This is a genomic window from Micromonospora sp. RHAY321 (genome assembly GCF_023896955.1).
Taxonomy (GTDB): domain Bacteria; phylum Actinomycetota; class Actinomycetes; order Mycobacteriales; family Micromonosporaceae; genus Micromonospora.
In genome coordinates, this window is record NZ_JAMHIW010000002.1 from 213,005 (window position 1) to 231,038 (window position 18,034).

The 18,034-nt window shown below is 71.6% G+C and carries 14 protein-coding genes; 10 read left to right on the forward strand and 4 right to left on the reverse strand.

Annotated elements, in window-relative coordinates:
- Positions 1 to 390 precede the first annotated feature (390 nt).
- On the forward strand, positions 391 to 4,422 hold the full coding sequence (locus M8C17_RS05420; protein ID WP_252415268.1) for a discoidin domain-containing protein: 4,032 nt from the start codon (positions 391 to 393) through the stop codon (positions 4,420 to 4,422).
- Positions 4,423 to 4,493: 71 nt separating this feature from the next.
- On the opposite strand, the gene M8C17_RS05425 is transcribed toward M8C17_RS05420, so the two are convergent.
- Positions 4,494 to 5,189: an NAD(P)-dependent oxidoreductase gene (locus M8C17_RS05425; RefSeq protein WP_252415269.1), complete on the reverse strand. Its 696-nt coding sequence runs from the start codon at positions 5,187 to 5,189 to the stop codon at positions 4,494 to 4,496.
- Between the two features lie 66 nt (positions 5,190 to 5,255).
- Between M8C17_RS05425 and M8C17_RS05430 the strand changes: the two genes are divergently transcribed.
- From M8C17_RS05430 to M8C17_RS05465, 8 genes are all read left to right on the forward strand, one after another.
- Positions 5,256 to 5,840 carry a TetR family transcriptional regulator gene (locus M8C17_RS05430; protein ID WP_252415270.1) on the forward strand — a complete coding sequence of 195 codons (585 nt, stop codon included), beginning with the start codon at positions 5,256 to 5,258 and terminating at the stop codon, positions 5,838 to 5,840.
- Positions 5,841 to 5,989: 149 nt separating this feature from the next.
- The gene (locus M8C17_RS05435) at positions 5,990 to 7,216 is read left to right on the forward strand and encodes an MFS transporter (protein ID WP_252415271.1); all 1,227 of its coding nucleotides are present in this window, start codon (positions 5,990 to 5,992) and stop codon (positions 7,214 to 7,216) included.
- Between the two features lie 122 nt (positions 7,217 to 7,338).
- A complete protein-coding gene (locus M8C17_RS05440; RefSeq protein ID WP_252415272.1) occupies positions 7,339 to 9,012 on the forward strand; it encodes an ABC transporter substrate-binding protein in 1,674 nt (557 codons plus the stop codon).
- Between the two features lie 6 nt (positions 9,013 to 9,018).
- Entirely contained in the window at positions 9,019 to 9,975 is a 957-nt protein-coding gene (locus M8C17_RS05445; protein WP_252415273.1) for an ABC transporter permease, read from the forward strand.
- Positions 9,972 to 10,859 carry an ABC transporter permease gene (locus tag M8C17_RS05450; RefSeq protein WP_252415274.1) on the forward strand — a complete coding sequence of 296 codons (888 nt, stop codon included), beginning with the start codon at positions 9,972 to 9,974 and terminating at the stop codon, positions 10,857 to 10,859. The genes M8C17_RS05445 and M8C17_RS05450 overlap by 4 nt, the downstream gene beginning before the upstream one ends.
- Entirely contained in the window at positions 10,856 to 11,905 is a 1,050-nt protein-coding gene (locus M8C17_RS05455) for an ABC transporter ATP-binding protein (RefSeq protein WP_252415275.1), read from the forward strand. Before M8C17_RS05450 ends, M8C17_RS05455 begins: the two co-directional genes overlap by 4 nt.
- Positions 11,905 to 12,903 carry an ABC transporter ATP-binding protein gene (locus M8C17_RS05460; protein WP_374557583.1) on the forward strand — a complete coding sequence of 333 codons (999 nt, stop codon included), beginning with the start codon at positions 11,905 to 11,907 and terminating at the stop codon, positions 12,901 to 12,903. The genes M8C17_RS05455 and M8C17_RS05460 overlap by 1 nt, the downstream gene beginning before the upstream one ends.
- Positions 12,900 to 14,690: a gamma-glutamyltransferase family protein gene (locus tag M8C17_RS05465; protein ID WP_252415277.1), complete on the forward strand. Its 1,791-nt coding sequence runs from the start codon at positions 12,900 to 12,902 to the stop codon at positions 14,688 to 14,690. The genes M8C17_RS05460 and M8C17_RS05465 overlap by 4 nt, the downstream gene beginning before the upstream one ends.
- Here the strand turns inward: M8C17_RS05465 and M8C17_RS05470 are convergent.
- The gene (locus M8C17_RS05470; protein WP_252415278.1) at positions 14,687 to 15,370 is read right to left on the reverse strand and encodes a GntR family transcriptional regulator; all 684 of its coding nucleotides are present in this window, start codon (positions 15,368 to 15,370) and stop codon (positions 14,687 to 14,689) included. The genes M8C17_RS05465 and M8C17_RS05470 overlap by 4 nt on opposite strands.
- Before the next feature lie 69 nt (positions 15,371 to 15,439).
- On the opposite strand from M8C17_RS05470, the gene M8C17_RS05475 reads away from it, so the two are divergent.
- Positions 15,440 to 16,156: a YoaK family protein gene (locus M8C17_RS05475; RefSeq protein WP_252415279.1), complete on the forward strand. Its 717-nt coding sequence runs from the start codon at positions 15,440 to 15,442 to the stop codon at positions 16,154 to 16,156.
- A gap of 15 nt (positions 16,157 to 16,171) precedes the next feature.
- On the opposite strand, the gene M8C17_RS05480 is transcribed toward M8C17_RS05475, so the two are convergent.
- Both M8C17_RS05480 and M8C17_RS05485 read right to left on the reverse strand, forming a co-directional pair.
- A complete protein-coding gene (locus tag M8C17_RS05480) occupies positions 16,172 to 16,798 on the reverse strand; it encodes a response regulator transcription factor (protein ID WP_252415280.1) in 627 nt (208 codons plus the stop codon).
- Positions 16,795 to 18,030: a sensor histidine kinase gene (locus tag M8C17_RS05485; RefSeq protein WP_252415281.1), complete on the reverse strand. Its 1,236-nt coding sequence runs from the start codon at positions 18,028 to 18,030 to the stop codon at positions 16,795 to 16,797. The genes M8C17_RS05480 and M8C17_RS05485 overlap by 4 nt, the downstream gene beginning before the upstream one ends.
- Positions 18,031 to 18,034 lie beyond the last annotated feature (4 nt).

Genomic DNA, 18,034 nt, shown 5'->3' on the forward strand with positions numbered 1-18,034 from the left:
CCTCTTCAACTGATGCGTCTGCAGTGGGGATGTGCTGGTCGGGGCCTTTGGAGCTGAGTCGTTTACGACATCACGGACCGGGTCGCGGGCTGGAGGCTCCGGGCGGGTGGCGTCGGCGAGCCGGTCTGAATCGTTTACGACATCAGCTCCATAGGCAGCGCGCCGACCTCTACCGCGCCGCAGGTCCGGTCGCTCCGGACGGCTTTCCGGACGCAGCCGCAGTCGCCTCAGCGGCCCTACTGTGACCTGCTGTCGGATGTGGACCAACTGCGCACCGTGTTCGCGGAATCACGATGGACTCCGGGTCTTGACTCTCGTGAAACATGCCGCCACGATCTGACAACGTTGTCTTGGATCCGATCCGACAACGTTGTCATGTCTGGAGGCAAGATGTCCGAGCTATCGCCCATGTCGCGGCGCACGTTCCTCTCCGCCGGAGCCACGCTGCTCGCGTCGGTCGGGGTCACCGCGGTGCTGCCGGACGCCCTCGCGTCCGCCGCGCCCGCGACGCCGACGGCCACCGACCTCGCCCTGTACCGCCCGGTGACGGTCTCCTCGACGGACTACGCGCCGACGCCCGGCACGTTCGCCGTGGACGGTCTGCCGCAGGTCGGCGTGCGGGGCAGTGGATGGCGCGCCGCCTCCGGCGATCCGCAGTGGATCTCCGTCGACCTGCAGGCACCGTGCCGGATCGAGGCGGTCACCCTGGTCTTCGAGGCCACGCTCGCCGACGGGCCGTTCGACGGCAACTACACCGACACCGACGGCGACGAGATCCTCTCCAGCGCCGCGACGGCGTACCGGATCGAGGTCTCCGCCGACGGCCGGGACTGGCGGCCGGTGTACGAGACCAGCGAGGGCCAGGGCGGGGTCCAGGCCATCAAGCTGCCCGAGCCGGTCACCGCACGCTGGATCCGCATGACGTCGACCCGGCGCTCCAACGGCAACCCGGTCGGCCTCAACGGCTTCCAGGTCTACGGCGTCCCCCTGGCGGGCCGGCCGAAGGCCGAGGGGTGGACCAGTTGGGAAGGTGGCAACACCGGCTCGGCGCCCGAACTCACGGTGGCCGCCGACGGCACGGTGCCGCTGGAGTCCGGCTGGTCGTTGACGATGGACGACTTCGCGGGCACCGCCGACGGTGCCGCGCTGTCCAGCCCCGGCGTCGACGTTCGATCCTGGCTGCCCGCGACCGTGCCCGGCACCGTCCTGGGCACCCTGGTCGACCAGGGCCACCTGCCCGACCCCGTCTCCGGCTTCAACAACATGCGCATCCCGGAGGCGCTGTCCCGGCACACGTGGTGGTACCGGCGCGCGCTGCGCCTGCCGCGCGACCTGGACACCTCGGCCGGTCGCCGGATCTGGCTCGAGTTCGACGGCATCAACCACGAGGCCACGGCGTGGGTCAACGGTGTGCAGGTCGGCAGCGTCGCGCACCCGTTCGCCCGGGCGGCCTTCGACATCACCGACGCCCTGGCCGGCCGCCGTGGCGAGCACGTCCTCGCCGTCCGGGTCTCCCCGATGCCGCACCCGGGCACCCCCGGTGACAAGGGCCCCGACGGCCGGACCTTCCTCCAGTCCGCCCACCACTACCTGGACGCGCCGACCTACCTGGCGGTGTCCGGATGGGACTGGATGCCCGCCGTCCGGGACCGGGTCACGGGCCTGTGGGACCACGTCCGGCTACGCAGCACCGGTGCCGTGGTCGTCGGCGACCCACACGTCATGACCACGCTGCCCGACCTGCCGGACACCGACACCGCCGAGGTCACCATCAGGGTGCCGGTGCGCAACGCGGCCGACACCGCCACCACGGTCACCGTGCGGGCGGAGTTCGACAAGGTACGCGTCGAGTCGACGGTGACCGTGCCGGCGGGCGGGAGCACCACGGTCACCTTCGCGCCGGAGCGCTTCGGTGCGCTGCGACTGAGTAACCCCCGGCTCTGGTGGCCCAACGGCTACGGCGACCCCGACCTGTACGACCTCACGGTCACGGCGACCGTCCGCCGCTCGGTCAGCGACCAGCGGAAGCTCCGCTTCGGCATCCGCGAGTTCGGCTACGACTGGCACCAGCCGGTCGTGATCTCGCCGCCCGCCGCGCCGGCGCTGGAGTTCGTCGACGGCGCCGCCACGCAGACGGTCACCTTCGACCGGCAGCACGCGCGGCACGTGCGCATCCAGGCCGGTCAGCGCGCCACCGGCTGGGGTATCTCGATGTTCTCGCTGTCGGTGGTCGACGGCACCGGGCCGGACCTCGCCCTGCACCGGGACGCGACGGCGTCGTCGGCGGAGAACGACACCAACGTGGCGGGCAGGGCCGTCGACGGCGACCGCGCGACCCGCTGGGCCTCCAGTTCGGAGGACAACCAGTGGATCGCGGTCGACCTCGGCGCGGCTGTCGACTTCGACCGGGTCACGATCGTCTGGGAGCAGGCGTACGCGTTGGACTACCGCGTCCAGGCCTCCGCCGACGGGGACGCCTGGACCGACGTGACGTCGGTCAGCAACGAGACGCCGCTGGGCAGCCGGGCCACGCAGGTCGAGACCTTCCCCACCCGGACCGCCCAGCACCTACGCATCCAGACCGGCGCCCGGGTGACCTCGTGGGGCGTCTCCATGTGGGCGCTCTCGGTGCAGCGACAGGCCGAGCCGGACGTCGACCTGGCCCTGGGCGCAACGGCCACCGCGTCGTCCTCCGACAGCGACTCGAACGGCCCGGACCGGGCCGTCGACGGCAACCCGCGTACCCGATGGTCCTCGAAGTTCGAGGACAACCAGTGGATCCAGGTCGACCTCGGTGCTCCGGTCAGCTTCGACCAGGTCACGATCGTCTGGGAGCAGGCGTACGCCCGCGACTTCGTCATCCAGGTCTCCGACGACGGGCAGCGGTGGACCGACGTGAAGGCGGTCAGCAACGCCGTCACCCAGCTCAAGATCAGTGTGAACGGTGTGCCGGTGTTCGCCCGGGGCGGCAACTGGGGCTGGGACGAGCTGCTGCGTCGGGTGCTGCCCGACCGGCTGGCCGACACGGTCGAGATGCACCGCGACATGAACTTCACGATGATCCGCAACTGGCTCGGCAGCAGCAACCGCGAAGAGCTCTACCAGGCCTGCGACGAGCAGGGCATCCTGGTGTGGAACGACTTCTGGCAGGCAGGGCAGTTCCTGCCCAACCCGCCCGGCTACGTGGACATCGCCGCCGACACCATCCGGCGGTTCCGCCACCACCCGAGCATCGTGGTCTGGTGCGGCGCCAACGAGGGCGACCCGCCGCCGATCGTCGACGCCGGGCTCAAGCACGCGGCCGCCACCGAGCACCCGGAGATCCTCTACATCCCCAACTCCGCCGGCGGCATCGTCAGCGGCCACGGCCCGTACCACTGGGTGGAGCCGGGGACGTACAACAACAGGAACACGTACGACACCGGCGCCTTCGGCTTCCACACCGAGATCGGCATGCCGGTGATCCCGGTCGTGGAGAGCATGCGCAACCTCGTCGGCGACGCACCGGCATGGCCGATCGGCGAGGTGTGGAACTACCACGACTGGTCGACGATCGGTAACCAGCGCGTCGGCACGTACCAGGCCGCGATCGACGCGCGGCTCGGCGAGTCCGACTCGCTCGACGAGTTCGCCGTGCGGGCCCAGTTCGTCAACTACGAGAGCCACCGCGCCATGTTCGAGGCGTGGAACGCCAACCTGTGGCAGGACGCCACGGGCCTGCTGCTGTGGATGTCGCACCCCGCCTGGCACAGCACGGTCTGGCAGACCTACGACTACGACCTGGACGTGAACGGCGCCTACTACGGGGCTCGCAAGGGCTGCGAGCCGCTGCACGTCCAGGCCGACCCGGGCACCTGGCAGGTACGGGCGGTCAACCACACCACCACGGCGCTGCGCGGCGCCACCGTCACCGCCCGCCGCTACGACCTGAGCGGCCGGTCCCTGGGCACGCCCCAGCGTCAGCGGGTGGACGTCGCCCGCTCGTCGACGACGGCCGCGTTCCCGCTCGCCGCGCCCGACGGCGGTGGGCTGCACCTGGTCCGGCTGGAGCTGCGGGACAGCCGCGACCGGCTGCTCGCGGAGAACACCTACTGGCGGTACGACCAGGCCGAGCAGATGCGGGCGCTCAACGACCTGCCGAGCACCCGGCTCTCCACGTCGACCGGTGTCGTCCGCGTCGTCGACGGCCGGTCCACGGTCACCACGACGGTCCGCAACCAGGGCCGCACCGTGGCCGCGCTGGTCCGGCTGGCCGTGCACGACCAGCACGGTGACCGGGTTCTGCCCGCCCGCTACGACGACAACTACTTCTGGCTCCTGCCCGGAGAGACGCGTCAGGTGCGGATCTCCTGGCCCGCGCGCTCGGGTCTCGCCCGCCAGGTCAGGGTGACGGCTCAGGCGTACAACTCGGCCGGCAGTTAGGAGTTCGCGGTGGGAGGCGGCGCCCAGGGCCGCTTCCCACCGCCACCCGGACAGAACGGCTGGCTGGCGCGTCACTTCTTCCTCATGACGGCCTCGCGCCAGATCAGGCCCGCGATACTCGGCCGGACCTCGGTGGTGATCACCGCCATCGCCCGCCGGACGAACCGGTCGTCGGTCAACTGCGCCACCATGCTCGCCGCCAGATCCGCACGTGCCGTGAACAGGCCGTCCGCGACGTTCTCCGCCACCTGGTAGCGCGTGGCGGCCGGGTGGTCGAACAGCCCGGACGGCCGGGCGATGGTCCAGTCCAGGTCGCTGTCTCGTACGAGGGACTCCATGCGACGCATGTCCTCGTGCGCGGTGCGGCCCACCCTGCGGTTGAACAGCGGATCCAGCACGTTGTTGAAGAAGTACTCGCCGGTCGGTCGCCAGGTTGGATCCATGACGCTGGAGCTGACCGTGACGATGCGCTTCACCCCGTGACGGTGCATGGCGGCCAAGATGTTCGCGTTGCCGCGCGAGTACACGGTGATCGGCTTAGGGGTGAGCGGGACACCCAGGCTGGACAGGACGGCATCGCTGCCGGCAACGGCCCGGTGGACGGCGTCCGGGTCTGCGACGTCGGCGCTGACCACGGTGAGGCCGGTGCGGGGCTGGACGTTGTGCGGGCGGCGGGTGACCGCGACGACCTCGTGGCCCGCGGCCAGGGCCTGCTCGGTGATGTGGCGGCCGGTGGGGCCGGTGGCGCCGAAGACGACAGTGCGCATGTGCTCGCTCCTTGATGCGGGGTTGACGGCGTTGACCGTGCCACCGGGGGCGAGCATTATTCAACTGTGTTGAATAAAACCCGGGGTCGACCCCGAGGCAACCCCGATACCAGGGCCCGGATCGCCAAGGTCGCCCGCGAGCTGTTCCTGAAGCACGGTTATCCGGGCACGACCGTCCGGGCCGTTGCCGCCGCAGCGGGCGTCGACTCGGCGCTCATCAGCTACCACTTCGGCTCCAAGCAGGGGCTCTTCAGCCAGTCACTGAACCTGCTGTGCGTCGATCCCACCGCACTCGACCAGGCTCTGCGGGGTGACCAGGCCGGCCTGGCCGACCGCCTGCTCGACTCGGTCACCGACCTGTGGGACGCCACGGTGCCCGCCGAGAACCAGATGGCGGTGCAGGACGACGACACGATGCGCGCCCTGCGTGACTACCTGGACGGTGAGCTGCGCCTCCGCATCGCTGAATTTCTCGACGGGCCCGACGCGACGCAACGCGCCACCGCCGCGGTCGGCGTGCTGGGCGGGCTGATCTTCACGCGGTACCTGAACCCGATCCGATCGATCGGTGGGCTGTCCCCGGCCGACGTCCGCCGCGTCTTCGGGCCGGCGCTGCGGGCCGCCCTGCACGGCCGACCCCGCCGGGCGTGAGCCCTGCGCCACCTGATGAGGGCTTTTAGGGCCGTTACCGCACCCCGGCGGAGGGCCACGCCCCATGCTGCTCGGGGGACAGGAGCCGCGACGGGAGGGTGCGGGCGGCGACCGCCCGCAGCAGGGGTCCGAGCCCGGGGGGACTGGTCATGTCCAACGTCAGCCGCGCCGACGGCGGAACGGCCCGGTCCAGTTCGAGATCAGCCCCGGCCCGGGTCGCCTTCGCGTTCTGGATCACGCTCGTGGGAACCACGGTGCCGACCCCGCTCTACCCCCTCTACGAGATGGAGTTCGGCTTCTCGTCGTTGACCGTGACGGTGGTCTACGCGGTGTACGCGCTCGGCGTGGTCATCGGTCTGGTCGTCCTCGGCCGGCTCTCCGACCAGATCGGCCGTCGGCCGGTCATCCTCACCGCGCTGGTCCTCTCCGTCGCCGCCGACGCGGTGTTCCTGGCCGCCGTGGACCTGGCGATGATCGTGGTGGGCAGGCTGCTCGCCGGTCTCTCCGCCGCACTGGTCATCGGAGCGGCGACCGCGGCCCTGGCAGAGCTGATCAAGAGTCCGAGGCACCCTCGGCGGGCCGCCACGGTGGCGATCTTCGCGAACCTCGGTGGCCTGGCCACCGGCACCCTGCTGGCCGGGGTCGTGTCGGACGTGGCACCCGAGCCGCTCCGGCTGCCCTGGGCCATCGTGCTGACCCTGGCGGTGGTCGGGATCATCGCGATGCTCGGAGTGCCGGAGACGGTGGCGCGACGGTCCCCGCCGACCGTGCGACCTCAGCGGTTGCGCGTACCACCGACCATCCGCGGCGACTTCGTCCGCGCCGCGATCACCGCCGGCACGGGCTTCGCCGCACTCGGAGTGCTCACGGCGGTGAGCGGCCTGTTTCTCGGCATGGTCCTGCACGAGACCTCGCACACCCTGGCCGCGCTGGTGGTCTTCCTGGCCTTCACCGGGGCCGCGTTCGGTCAGCTGCTGACCCGCGTCCTGTCCTCACGTACCGCGCTGGCCTGCGCCTGCGTCGGCCTGATCGTGTCGGCCGGCCTGCTCGCGTTCAGCATGTGGATGGCGCTGCTGGTGACCCTGCTCATCGGCGCGACGATCAACGGTGTCGCGGCCGGGGTGGCGGTCGGCGACGGCATCGCCACGATCACGATGAAGGCCCCGCCGGAGCACCGGGCCGAGGCGGTCTCGACGTTCTTCGCCATCCTGTTCACCATGCTCGGTGTGCCGGCGGTCGGGGTCGGTCTGCTGATCCAGGTGACCGGTCTGCGTACCGCTGGGGAGATCTTCGGCGCGGCGGTGGCCGTGCTCGCGCTGGTGGTTTTGCTCAGCCTGGCCCGGAGCGGCCCGGCCCGTCCGCGACCCGCCGACTGATCCAGTCTGGTTTGTCCACGATGCCCGGGCGTTCGTGGTGTTCGGCAGCCATCCACGCGGGTCTTGCGGCGGTCATCGTATACAACATACGCTCCCCGAATCGCCCACTCGAGGAGCTCCCGATGACGAACCTCTCCTTCAGCGAAACGAGCCAGTCCCGCCGCCGTCCGCTCCGGGCCGCGGTGGCCGCGGTCGCTGTCTTCTGCACGGTCGTTGCCTGCTCACCGGTGTCGGACAGCGGGGGCACCCAGTCCGGCGACAACCAGTCGGCAGGCCAGGATTCCTTCGGTACGCCCGCGGACGCCGCCGCCGTCAAGCAGGGCGGCAAGCTGGTCATCGCCCTCTCCGCCGAGCCCGACGCGCTGGACCCGACGCTGTCGCGGAGCCTCTACTCCCGCTACGTCTTCCAGGCGATGTGCCAGAAGCTCTACGACGTGAACGAGCAGGCGCAGGTCGTACCCCAGTTGGCGACCGCCCTGCCCACGACGAGCGGCGACGGCCGGACGGTGACCATCACGTTGCGCCAGGGGGTGCGCTTCGGCGACGGGACGGCGTTCGACTCCGCCGCGGTGAAGGCCACCCTCCAGCGTCACCTGACCAACGCCCGGTCGGCACGCAGGAGCGAACTCGGTCCCATCGACGGCGTCGACACCCCGGACGCGCACACCGTCGTCCTCCGGCTCAAGCAGCCGTTCGCGCCCCTGCTCGGCGCCCTCGCCGACCGGGCCGGCATGATCATGAGCGCCAAGGCCCTGCAGAGCCTGGGCGACGACTTCGCCTCCGCGCCGGTCTGCGTCGGTCCCTTCAAGTTCGCCAAGCGGGTGCCGCAGAACTCCATCGACGTGGTCCGGGACCCGAACTACTACGAGGCCGACAAGGTCCACCTCGACGGCATCTCGTGGCGGATTCTCAGCGACGCGAGCATCCGCGCCGCCAACCTGCGCTCCGGCGACGCCCAGGTCGCCGACAGCATCTCCACGCAGGACGTCGCCTCCCTGCGCCAGGACGCTGCGGTCTCCGTCCTGCAGTCGCAGTCCCTCGGCTACCAGGGCCTGACGATCAACACCGGCAACGTCGACGGCGTCGGCACCGCGCCCAAGCCGATCAACCGCCCCCTCGCCCAGAACGCCAAGGTGCGACAGGCCTTCGAGCACGCGATCGACCGCAAGGCGCTGGTCGACGCGGTCTTCAACGGTCTGCACGCCGTCGCCTGCTCGCCCATCTCGCCCGCGAGCCCGTTCTCGTCCCCCGAGGCGCAGACCTGCCCGGCGCACGACCCCGAGAAGGCCAAGCAGTTGCTCACCGAGGCGGGTGTCCAGACGCCGTACCCGGTGACGATGCTCGCCTCGAACACGCCCGACACGCTGCGCCTGGCGCAGGCGCTCCAGTCGATGGTGAAGGACGGCGGGTTCGACCTGAAGATCAACCCGGTGGAGTACTCGTCGCTCCTCGACGAGCAGGACCGCGGCAACTTCGAGCTGCTGCAGCTCGGTTGGAGCGGGCGGATCGACCCGGACGCCAACATCACGAACTTCGTCGGGACCGGCGCCAGCCAGAACGTCTCCGGCTACAGCAACCCCCAGCTGGACAACCTGCTGACCCAGGCCCGGCAGGCCAACGACATCGAGGCGCGCAAGAAGCTGTACGGGCAGGCGGTCACTCTGCTCCAGCAGGACGACGCGCTGATCTACCTCTACCGGCAGCGGAACCTGACCGCCGTCAGCAAGCAGATCCAGGGCCTGCAGGTCTTCCCGGACGGCGTGATCCGCGCGGCCTTCGCCGGTTTCACCAAGTAGGTCGCCGTGGCCCGATATCTCCTCACCCGCGCCTGGCAGTCGGCGCTGACCCTGCTGTTGTCGACGATCGTGGTGTTCTTCGGTGTACGGGCGCTCCCCGGTGACCCGGCCCTCGCGCTGGCCGGGGAGGACCGGTCGCCGGAGGCGCTGGAGGCGATCCGCCGGCACTACGGGCTCGACCAGCCGCTGCCACTGCAGTTCGCGCAGTACGTGGAACGCATGGCGCAGGGCGACTTCGGAGTGTCGATCCGGACCGGTACGCCGGTCTCGTCGATGCTCACGACGGCCCTGCCGGTGACCGTCGAACTCTCCGTCCTGGCGATCCTCATCGCCACGGCGCTCGGCGTCGGCGCCGGGGTGCTCGCGGCGGTACGCCGCGGGCGCCCGGCGGAGTGGTTGGCCAACGCACTGGCCCTGATCGGCCTGTCCGTGCCGCACTTCTGGCTCGGGCTGCTCGCCATCCTCTACCTGTCCGTGGCGACCGGGCTCTTCCCCGCCTCCGGGTTCGTGCCCTTCCTGGAGGACCCCGTGGACAACCTGCACCACATCGTCCTGCCGGCCGTGATCCTCGGGACCGGGCTCGCCGCCATCATCATGCGGCAGACCCGTTCGGCGATGCTGGACTCGCTCTCGTCGGACTACGTACGGACGGCGAAGGCGAAGGGTCTCCGGCCGCGGGCCGTCATCACCCAGCACGCCCTGCGGAACAGCCTGATCGTGGTGGTGACCGTCGTCGGCCTGCAGCTCGGCGGCCTGATCTCGGGCGCGGTCGTCACCGAACAGATCTTCGGGCTCCCGGGCTTCGGCAAGATGACCATCGACGCGGTGTTCCAGCGGGACTATCCGGTGATCCAGGCCGTCGTCCTGCTCACCGCGACGGCCTACATCGTGATCAACTTTCTCGTGGACCTGCTCTACTCGGTCATCGACCCCCGCATCCGGGTGACGGGAGATCCGGCATGACCGTCCTCACCGTTCCCATGGCGGAGACCGGTTCCGCCGGCGTCACCCGACGCACCCGCGTCCTGCGCCGGTTGCGACGCAACCCGCTCGCCGTCGTGAGCTTCGTCGTGCTCGCCCTCGCGGGCGCCATCGCGTTGCTCTCGCCGTGGCTCGCCCCGTACTCCGTCGACCAGACCGATTTCGCCCACACGTTCGCGCCTCCCGGCACCCCCGGGCACGTGCTCGGCACCGACGACCTGGGTCGCGACGTCCTGTCCCGGATCATGCTCGGGGCGCGGGCGTCACTCCAGGTGGGACTGCTGGCGGTGGCCACCTCGCTGGTCATCGGTGTCCCGCTCGGGCTGGCCGCCGGTTACTTCCGAGCCTGGGACGCTCTGATCTCGCGCTTCACCGACCTGCTGCTCGCGTTCCCGTTCCTGATCATGGCGGTCGGGTTGGCGGCCATCCGGGGCGCCAGCCTCGGCAACGCCGCCGTGGCCATCGGCATCGCCCAGATCCCCGGGGTGATCCGGGTGGTGCGCTCGGACACGCTGCGGCTCAAGTCGCTGGACTTCGTCGCGGCGGCCGTCGTGGACGGCGCCAGCGACCTGTGGGTGCTGACCCGGCACATCCTGCCCAACGCGACGTCGGTGATCCTGGTGCAGGCCACGGTCGCGATCCCGGCGGCGATCCTCGGCGAGGCGGTGCTCTCGTTCCTCGGCCTCGGCATCCAACCCCCGGCTCCCAGCCTGGGCACGATGCTGGCCACCGCCCAGCAGTTCGCGGCCCGTGCCCCGTGGGCCGCGGTCCTTCCCGGTGTCGTCATCATGGGCCTGGCGCTGGCGTTCAACGTCTTCGGCGATGCCCTCCGCGACGCCCTCGACCCGAAGGGGGACCGGCGATGACCACGGTCGAACGGGCCGGAGCGGCCGCCGCGGTCGACACACCCGTCCTGGAGATACGTGACCTCTCGGTGTCGTTCCCGACCGAGACCGGCACCGTCTCGGCCGTCGACGGGGTCAGTCTGGACCTGGCCTCCGGGGAGATCGTCGGGATGGTGGGCGAGTCGGGGTGCGGCAAGAGCGTCACCGCGATGAGCATCGCGGGACTGCTCCCGGCGAGCGCCCGGATCACCGGCTCGGTACGGCTGGACGGCACCGAACTGGTCGGCACCCGCGAGTCGGTGCTCCGGCGGGTACGCGGCAAGGAGATCGCCTACATCTTCCAGGAGCCGATGACGTCCCTCAATCCCGTGCTCACCGTCGGGCGTCAGATCGGAGAGGTGCTCCAGGTCCACGAGCGGATGACCCGACGGGCCGCCCGGGCACGCGCCGTCGAGCTGCTGACACTCGTCGGGATCCCGTCCGCCGCGCAACGGGTCGACACCTATCCGCACCAGCTCTCCGGAGGCATGCGCCAGCGCGTGATGATCGCGATGGCGGTGGCCTGCGGTCCGAAGGTGCTGGTGGCCGACGAACCGACCACCGCGCTGGACGTCACGGTCCAGGCCGGCATCCTCCAGGTCCTGCGGGACCTGCGTGACCGGCTCGGCACGAGCATCCTCATCATCACGCACGACCTCGGCGTGATCGCCGACATCGCCGACCGCGTCGTCGTCATGTACGCCGGCCGGGTGGTGGAGCGGGCGCCGGTCAACGACCTGTTCGCGCACCCGTACCACCGCTACACCGCCGGGCTCCTGTCGGCGTCACCGACACCCGGACGACACGCCGGGACCGACCGGCTGCAGGAGATTCCCGGCCTGGTGCCCGTCCTGTCGACCCAGCCGGACGCCTGCACGTTCGCCGACCGCTGCCCGGCCGCCGACGCGGGGTGCCGCGACTCCGCCCCGCCGCTGGAGGTGGCGAGGGCCGGCGGCACGGACCACCTCGCGGCCTGTTGGCACCCGTGCCCGTCGCCCCGGTCCCAGATTGAGGAGGTGAACCGATGATGCCGGAGCCGAACGCCCTGGAGGTCGAGGACCTGGTGATGCACTTCGGCCCGGTACGCGCCGTGGACGGGGTGTCCCTCACGATCCCGAAGGGCCGGGTCACGGCCCTGGTGGGAGAGAGCGGTTCCGGAAAGTCGACCGTGGGACGATGCGTCGTGCGGCTCGTCGAGCCGACCGCCGGCGTGGTCAGGATCGCCGGAACGGACGTCACCCACCTGTCCCGGCGGCAGCTACGCCCGCACCGCAGCGCGGTGTCGATCGTCTTCCAGGACCCCGCCGCCTCCCTGGACCCGCGCATGCTGGTGGGCGAGGTCGTGGCCGAACCTCTGCGGCTGTCCGGCACGCGGGTCCCGCGCCGCGACCGGGAGGCCCGCGTCGCCACGGAACTCGAACGGGTCGGCCTGCGCGCCGAGGTCGCGCGCCGGTACCCGCACGAACTGTCCGGCGGTCAACGCCAACGGGTCAGCATCGCCCGGGCGCTGATCTCCGAACCCCGGCTGCTCATCGCGGACGAACCCACCAGCGCGCTCGACGTGTCCGTGCAGGCGTCGGTGCTCAACCTCCTCGCCGACCTGCAACGGGACATCGGCTTCGCGTGCCTCTTCATCACCCACGACCTGTCGGCGGTCGAGTACCTGGCCGACGACATCGCCGTCATGTACCTGGGCCAGCTCGTCGAGAAGGGTTCGCGCGAGCGGATCTTCGCCCGGCCCGCCCATCCCTACACGCAGGCGCTGCTGTCGGCCGCGCCGGTGGCCGACCCCGTTCGCCAACGGCAGCGTCAGCTGGTGCTGCTCGGCGACGACCTCCCGTCGGCGCTCGACCCGCCGTCCGGCTGCCGCTTCCGCACCCGGTGCCCCCTCGCCTTCGACCGCTGCGCCACGGAGGTGCCGGCGCAGGTCGCCATCGGCGACGGCATGGCCGCGTGCCACCTGGTCCGGCCGGACGGCACCGGACCCGACGTCCGGACCGCAGATACCAGTGAGGTGTTGTCATGACGTTCACCACCAGACCGACCCTGCAGGGCACCTTCGGCATGGTGTCCTCGACGCACTGGCTCGCCAGCCAGTCCGCCATGGGGATCCTCGAACGCGGTGGGAACGCCTTCGACGCCGCCGTCACCGCCGGGTTCGTGCTGCACGTCGTCGAACCACACCTCAACGGCCCCGGCGGTGAGGTGCCAGCCATCGTGGCGACCGCCCAGGAACCGGCCCCGAAGGTGCTGTGCGGGCAGGGACCGGCGCCGGCCGCCGCCACCATCGCGCACTTCCGATCCCTCGGGATGGACCTCATCCCCGGCTCCGGCCCGCTCGCGGCCGCCGTGCCCGGCGCCGTGGACGCCTGGCTCCTCCTGCTGCGCGAGCACGGCACGCTCTCGCTGGAGGAGGTGCTGGAGCCGGCCATCGGCTACGCCGCCGCCGGTCACCCGCTGGTGGGCAGGGTCGGTGACACCGTCGCCGCCGTACGGTCCCTGTTCCAGGAGCACTGGCCCACCTCCGCCGAGCTGTGGCTGCGCGGCGGCAGGCCACCGGCGGCGGGGGAGATGTTCGCCAACCCGGCGTACGCGCGGACCCTGCGGGGACTGGTCGAGGCCGCGCGGGCCGCCGGCGCCGACCGGGAGGCGCAGATCGAGGCCGCTCGCCGGGCCTGGAGTACGGGTTTCGTCGCCGAGGCGATCGACCGGTTCAGCAGGAGGCCGTTCCAGGACTCCAGTGGACGTCCCCACGCCGGGCTGGTCACCGGCGACGACCTGGCCGCCTACTCGGCGACCTGGGAGGCCCCGGCCACCCTCGACTGGCGTGGCTACTCGGTGGCGAAGACGAGTTTCTGGGGCCAGGGCCCGGTGCTGCTGGAGTCGCTGGCCGTCCTCGACGCGCTCGACGACCCCGGCGCGTACGACCCGGCGACCGCGGCCGGCATCCACGCCCAGGTCGAGGCGCTCAAGCTCGCCTTCGCCGACCGCGAGGCGTGGTACGGCGACGGCGCCGACGTCCCCGCCAAGGCGCTGCTGTCCCGGGAGTACGCGCGGGAGCGGGCCGCCCTGATCGGCGACCGGGCGTCAGCGGAGCTGCGACCGGGGCGTCCCGACGGGGCCGAGCCTCGACTGCCGGCTCACGTCCGGCCGGGCGCGGGACGTCGTGCCGACCCGACGGATCCCACGACCGGGGAGCCGACCGTGCAGTCGGACGGGGTGACCCGGGGTGACACCTGCCATGTGGACGTGGTCGACCGCTGGGGCAACATGATCTCCGCGACGCCCAGTGGCGGCTGGTTGCAGAGTTCGCCCACCATTCCGGAGCTGGGCTTCCCGCTCGGCAGCCGGTTGCAGATGTTCTGGCTGGAGGAGGGGCTCGCCTCGTCGCTGGCCCCGGGCCGGCGACCGCGTACCACGCTGAGCCCGACCATGGTGCACCGCGACGGCGAGCCGGTGCTGGCGTGCGGCACACCCGGCGGCGACCAGCAGGACCAGTGGCAACTGCCGTTCCTGCTCCGCCATCTCGTCGGCGGCCAGCCCCTGCAGGAGGCCATCGACGCGCCCGCGTGGCACACCGTCAGCCTGCCGGGCTCGTTCTACCCGCGCGACATGGAGCCCGGTGTCCTGGTGGTGGAGGACCGGCTCGACGAGGACACGCTGGCGGCCCTGCGGGCGTACGGGCACGAGGTGCGGGTCTCCGACGCCTGGAGTCTCGGCCGGCTGTGTGCGGTGACCCGCGACCCGGGCACGGGCGTGCTGGCCGCCGGAGCGAACCCACGGGGCATGCAGGGCTACGCGTGCGGTCGCTAGTGGGCCGCCCCGTACCCGCCCTCGGCGTTCTCGTAGGCGGCCGCGGACGCGGCGTCGAGATGGGCGAGTGCGGCCTGTTCGGCGCGGTCGCCGTCACCTGACTCGATGGCGTCGACCAGTTGGATGTGCTCGGCCCACGAGTGTGGTGCGCGTTCCGCGGCCCCCAGCCGGAAGACCCACTGGACATGGAGGTACAGCGACTTGGCGATCGACGACAGCCAGGGGTTTCCGCTGATCTGGAGGATCCGCAGGTGCAGGGCGCTGTTCAGCTCCGCGACCCGGGGCAGGTCCTGCCGCTGCGTGGCCTCCCGGCCCTGGTCGAGCAGCGCGCGCAGGGCCGCCACGTCCGCCGCGCTCGCCCGCTCGGCCGCCAGCCGGGCGGCGAGCGCCTCCAGGCGCTCACGGACGGCGAACATGTCCGCGATGGTCCCGCTGCTGGGTGAGGCGACGACCGCGCCGCGGCGGGGGAGGATCACGACGAAGCCCTCGGCCTCTGCGACGCGCAGCGCCTCCCGGACGGGGTTGCGGGAGACGCCGAAGTCCTCGGCCAACCGGTCCTCGGTCAGCCGCTCTCCGGGGAGGTAGTCGCCGTCGATGATGGCGGTGCGCAGTGCGGCGAGGACCTGGTCGCGTAGCGGCAGGTGTTGAGCGCCGAGCTTGTCCCGCAGGTCTTCAGCCAACCTGATCGCCTCTCCGTGATCCGTCCGGACAAAGTGTATACGAAGAACAATCTATGGAGGTGGCCGACAGTGTCGAGCACAGTGCCCCGCGTCATTCGCCCCCACACCACGACACAGCAGAGCGAACACCTCCTGCGGCGACGGCAGGCCCTCGTCGTCGTACTCACCTTCCTGACCGGAAGCGCCGACGCCCTCGGCTTCCTTGCCCTCGGCGGGGCCTTCGCCAGCGTCATGACCGGCAACATGGTCCTGCTCGGACTCTCGGCGGGCAGGGGAGAGGCCGACCTCGCCCTGACGTCGGGCTGCGCCATCATCAGCTTCATCGTCGGCGTCCTCGCGGGCGCCCGCCTCGTCGGCTCGGCGCGCCCGGACGATCCCGTCTGGCCCCGGCGGGTCACCTGGGCGCTCGGCCTGGAACTCCTGGTGTTCGTCGTGTTCCTCGTGGTCTGGGAGATCAGCCTCCCCACCCACGACGAGCATGTCCACCTCGCGCTCCTGATGCTCTCCGCCGTGGCGCTGGGCGTGCAGAGCAGCGCGATTCAACGATTCGGCGTACCGGGCCTGTCCTCCACGTACCTGACCGGCACTCTCACCAGCCTCATCGCCGGCGTCGCGGCCCGCAGCCCGTGGCGCAGCCTGCGGCCCAAGGTCCAGGTCCTGCTGGCGCTGATGACCGGCGCGGCGGTCGGTGCCCTGGTCGCCCTGCACCTGCCGGCCCTGGCTCCGGCGCTGCTGATCGTGCCGCTCGTGCTCGTCATCGCCGTGTCGTGGCGGATGAGGGCGTAACCGAACCCCGGGGGGTCAGCCACCGCGCGCGAACAGGGCCAGCCGTACGCGGTTGGGGCTGTCGGTCTTGGTCATCAGGCTGGTGATGTGCGTCTTGACCGTGGTGACGCCGATGTGCAGCCGGTCGGCGATCTCGGTGTTGGACAGGCCCTCGGCGACCAGGTTCAGCACGTCCTGCTCGCGGGCGGTCAGCCCCCGCACCGGCCGTGGCGCCTCGGCGCGGGCGTGCACCGCGCGCTGGACCAGGCGTTGCAGCACGTCGGGACTGAACGGGCTGTCACCCACGGCGGCCCGACGGATGCCGTCGAGCAGGTCGGTGGGCGGTGCGTCCTTCAGCAGGAACCCGCAGGCGCCGGCGGTCAGGGCGGGGTAGAGATGGTCGTCGTCGCCGAACGTGGTCAGCACCAGGACGCGGGTGGCGGGGCGCTCGGCGAGAATCCGGCTGGTCGCGGTGATCCCGTCGACGCCCGGCATGCGCAGGTCCATGACGACGACGTCGGGGACGAGCCGCGCGGCGAGCGGGATGGCGTCGCGGCCGTTGTCGGCCTCGCCGACGACCTCGATGTCGGGTTGGGCGTCGCAGAGCATGCGCAGGCCCGCCCGGATGAGGTGCTGGTCGTCGACCAGCAGGACGCGGATCATGCCCGCTCCGGCGCGGGCGAACCGGCCGGGGCCTCGCGGTCACGGGGCACCGATGCGGCCGGCGCGGGCACGGCCGGGAGGACCGTACGCACCCGCCACCCCCTGCTGGTGGGGCCGGCCTCCAACCGGCCGCCGAGGACGTCGACGCGCTCACGCATGCCCGTGATGCCGTGACCCCCGCCGGACGGGACCGCCGCCGGCACCGCGCCGCCGCCGTCGTCCGAGACCTCCCAGTGGACGGCCCCGTCCTCGACGGCGACCACGAGGTGCGCCAGCGCGGACGATCCGGCGTGCTTGGCCACGTTGGTCAACGCCTCCTGGGTCAGTCGCAGGACGGCCAGGCCGCGCACCGCGTCGAGCGCACCGACGGCCGGGTCGATGTCGGCGTCCACCGTGACACCGGCCTGGCGGGCCCGGTCGACCGTCGCACCGAGCGCCGCCGGAAGCGCCGACGGCTCGATGGCGGTCAGCGCCGCGTCGGGGCGTACCCCGTCGGGATTGCGCAGGACCGCGACCAGCCCGCGCAGCTCCGCCAGGGCGGCGGTCCCCGTGTCGTGCACGTCGTCGAACACCTCGCCCACCCGGGGGTCCAGGTCGGTGAGCACGTGTCGCGCCACACCGACCCGCAGCACCATCGACGCCACGTGGTGCGCGACGACGTCGTGCAGCTCGCGGGCGATGGCGCTGCGCTCGTCGGCGCGCGCGGCGCGGCTCTCCGACTCGTGGCGGCGCTGCTCCGCCGCCGCCCGCTCCACGGCCTGCCGGCCGAGCTCCCGGTTGGTCCGGATGACCAGGCCGAGCAGCAGCGGCACGCCGACCTCCAGGGTCAGCCCGAACACGCCGGAGGCGACCTGGCCGATCGGGTCGCCGATCGAGTCGGTCAGGTCGACCACGGCGAGCAACCCGCAGGCCAGCCCGATGGTGCGTCCTCGACGCGCCCGCATGGTCACTTCCAGCAACGCCCAGCTGGCGCCCACCTGGTTGATCGTGATGTCGTCGACAAGGGGGATCGCGATCGCCAGCAGCCCGGCCTGCGCCACGAAATTGACCAGCGGCCGGCGGTGGAACACCGGCGCAAGGGCGAATGCGACGGCCGCGAGGACCCACTGCGTGGCGGTCGGCGTGCGCCCGGCCTGGGTCCCGAAGACCAGGTAGCCCAGACCACTGAGGTCGAGCAGCACCATCCGCACGAGCGTGTCCCGCGTGTCGAACAGTCGCCCCGCCCACCCCACGGAG

Bases quoted from the DNA above. Each gene is read 5' to 3' on its own strand.
- M8C17_RS05460 (WP_374557583.1), top strand. From the start codon at position 11,905: ATGCCGGAGCCGAACGCCCTGGAGGTCGAGGACCTGGTGATGCACTTC.
- M8C17_RS05440 (WP_252415272.1), top strand. From the start codon at position 7,339: ATGACGAACCTCTCCTTCAGCGAAACGAGCCAGTCCCGCCGCCGTCCG.
- M8C17_RS05420 (WP_252415268.1), top strand. From the start codon at position 391: ATGTCCGAGCTATCGCCCATGTCGCGGCGCACGTTCCTCTCCGCCGGA.
- M8C17_RS05425 (WP_252415269.1), bottom strand. From the start codon at position 5,189: ATGCGCACTGTCGTCTTCGGCGCCACCGGCCCCACCGGCCGCCACATC.
- M8C17_RS05480 (WP_252415280.1), bottom strand. From the start codon at position 16,798: ATGATCCGCGTCCTGCTGGTCGACGACCAGCACCTCATCCGGGCGGGC.
- M8C17_RS05435 (WP_252415271.1), top strand. From the start codon at position 5,990: ATGTCCAACGTCAGCCGCGCCGACGGCGGAACGGCCCGGTCCAGTTCG.
- M8C17_RS05450 (WP_252415274.1), top strand. From the start codon at position 9,972: ATGACCGTCCTCACCGTTCCCATGGCGGAGACCGGTTCCGCCGGCGTC.
- M8C17_RS05455 (WP_252415275.1), top strand. From the start codon at position 10,856: ATGACCACGGTCGAACGGGCCGGAGCGGCCGCCGCGGTCGACACACCC.
- M8C17_RS05465 (WP_252415277.1), top strand. From the start codon at position 12,900: ATGACGTTCACCACCAGACCGACCCTGCAGGGCACCTTCGGCATGGTG.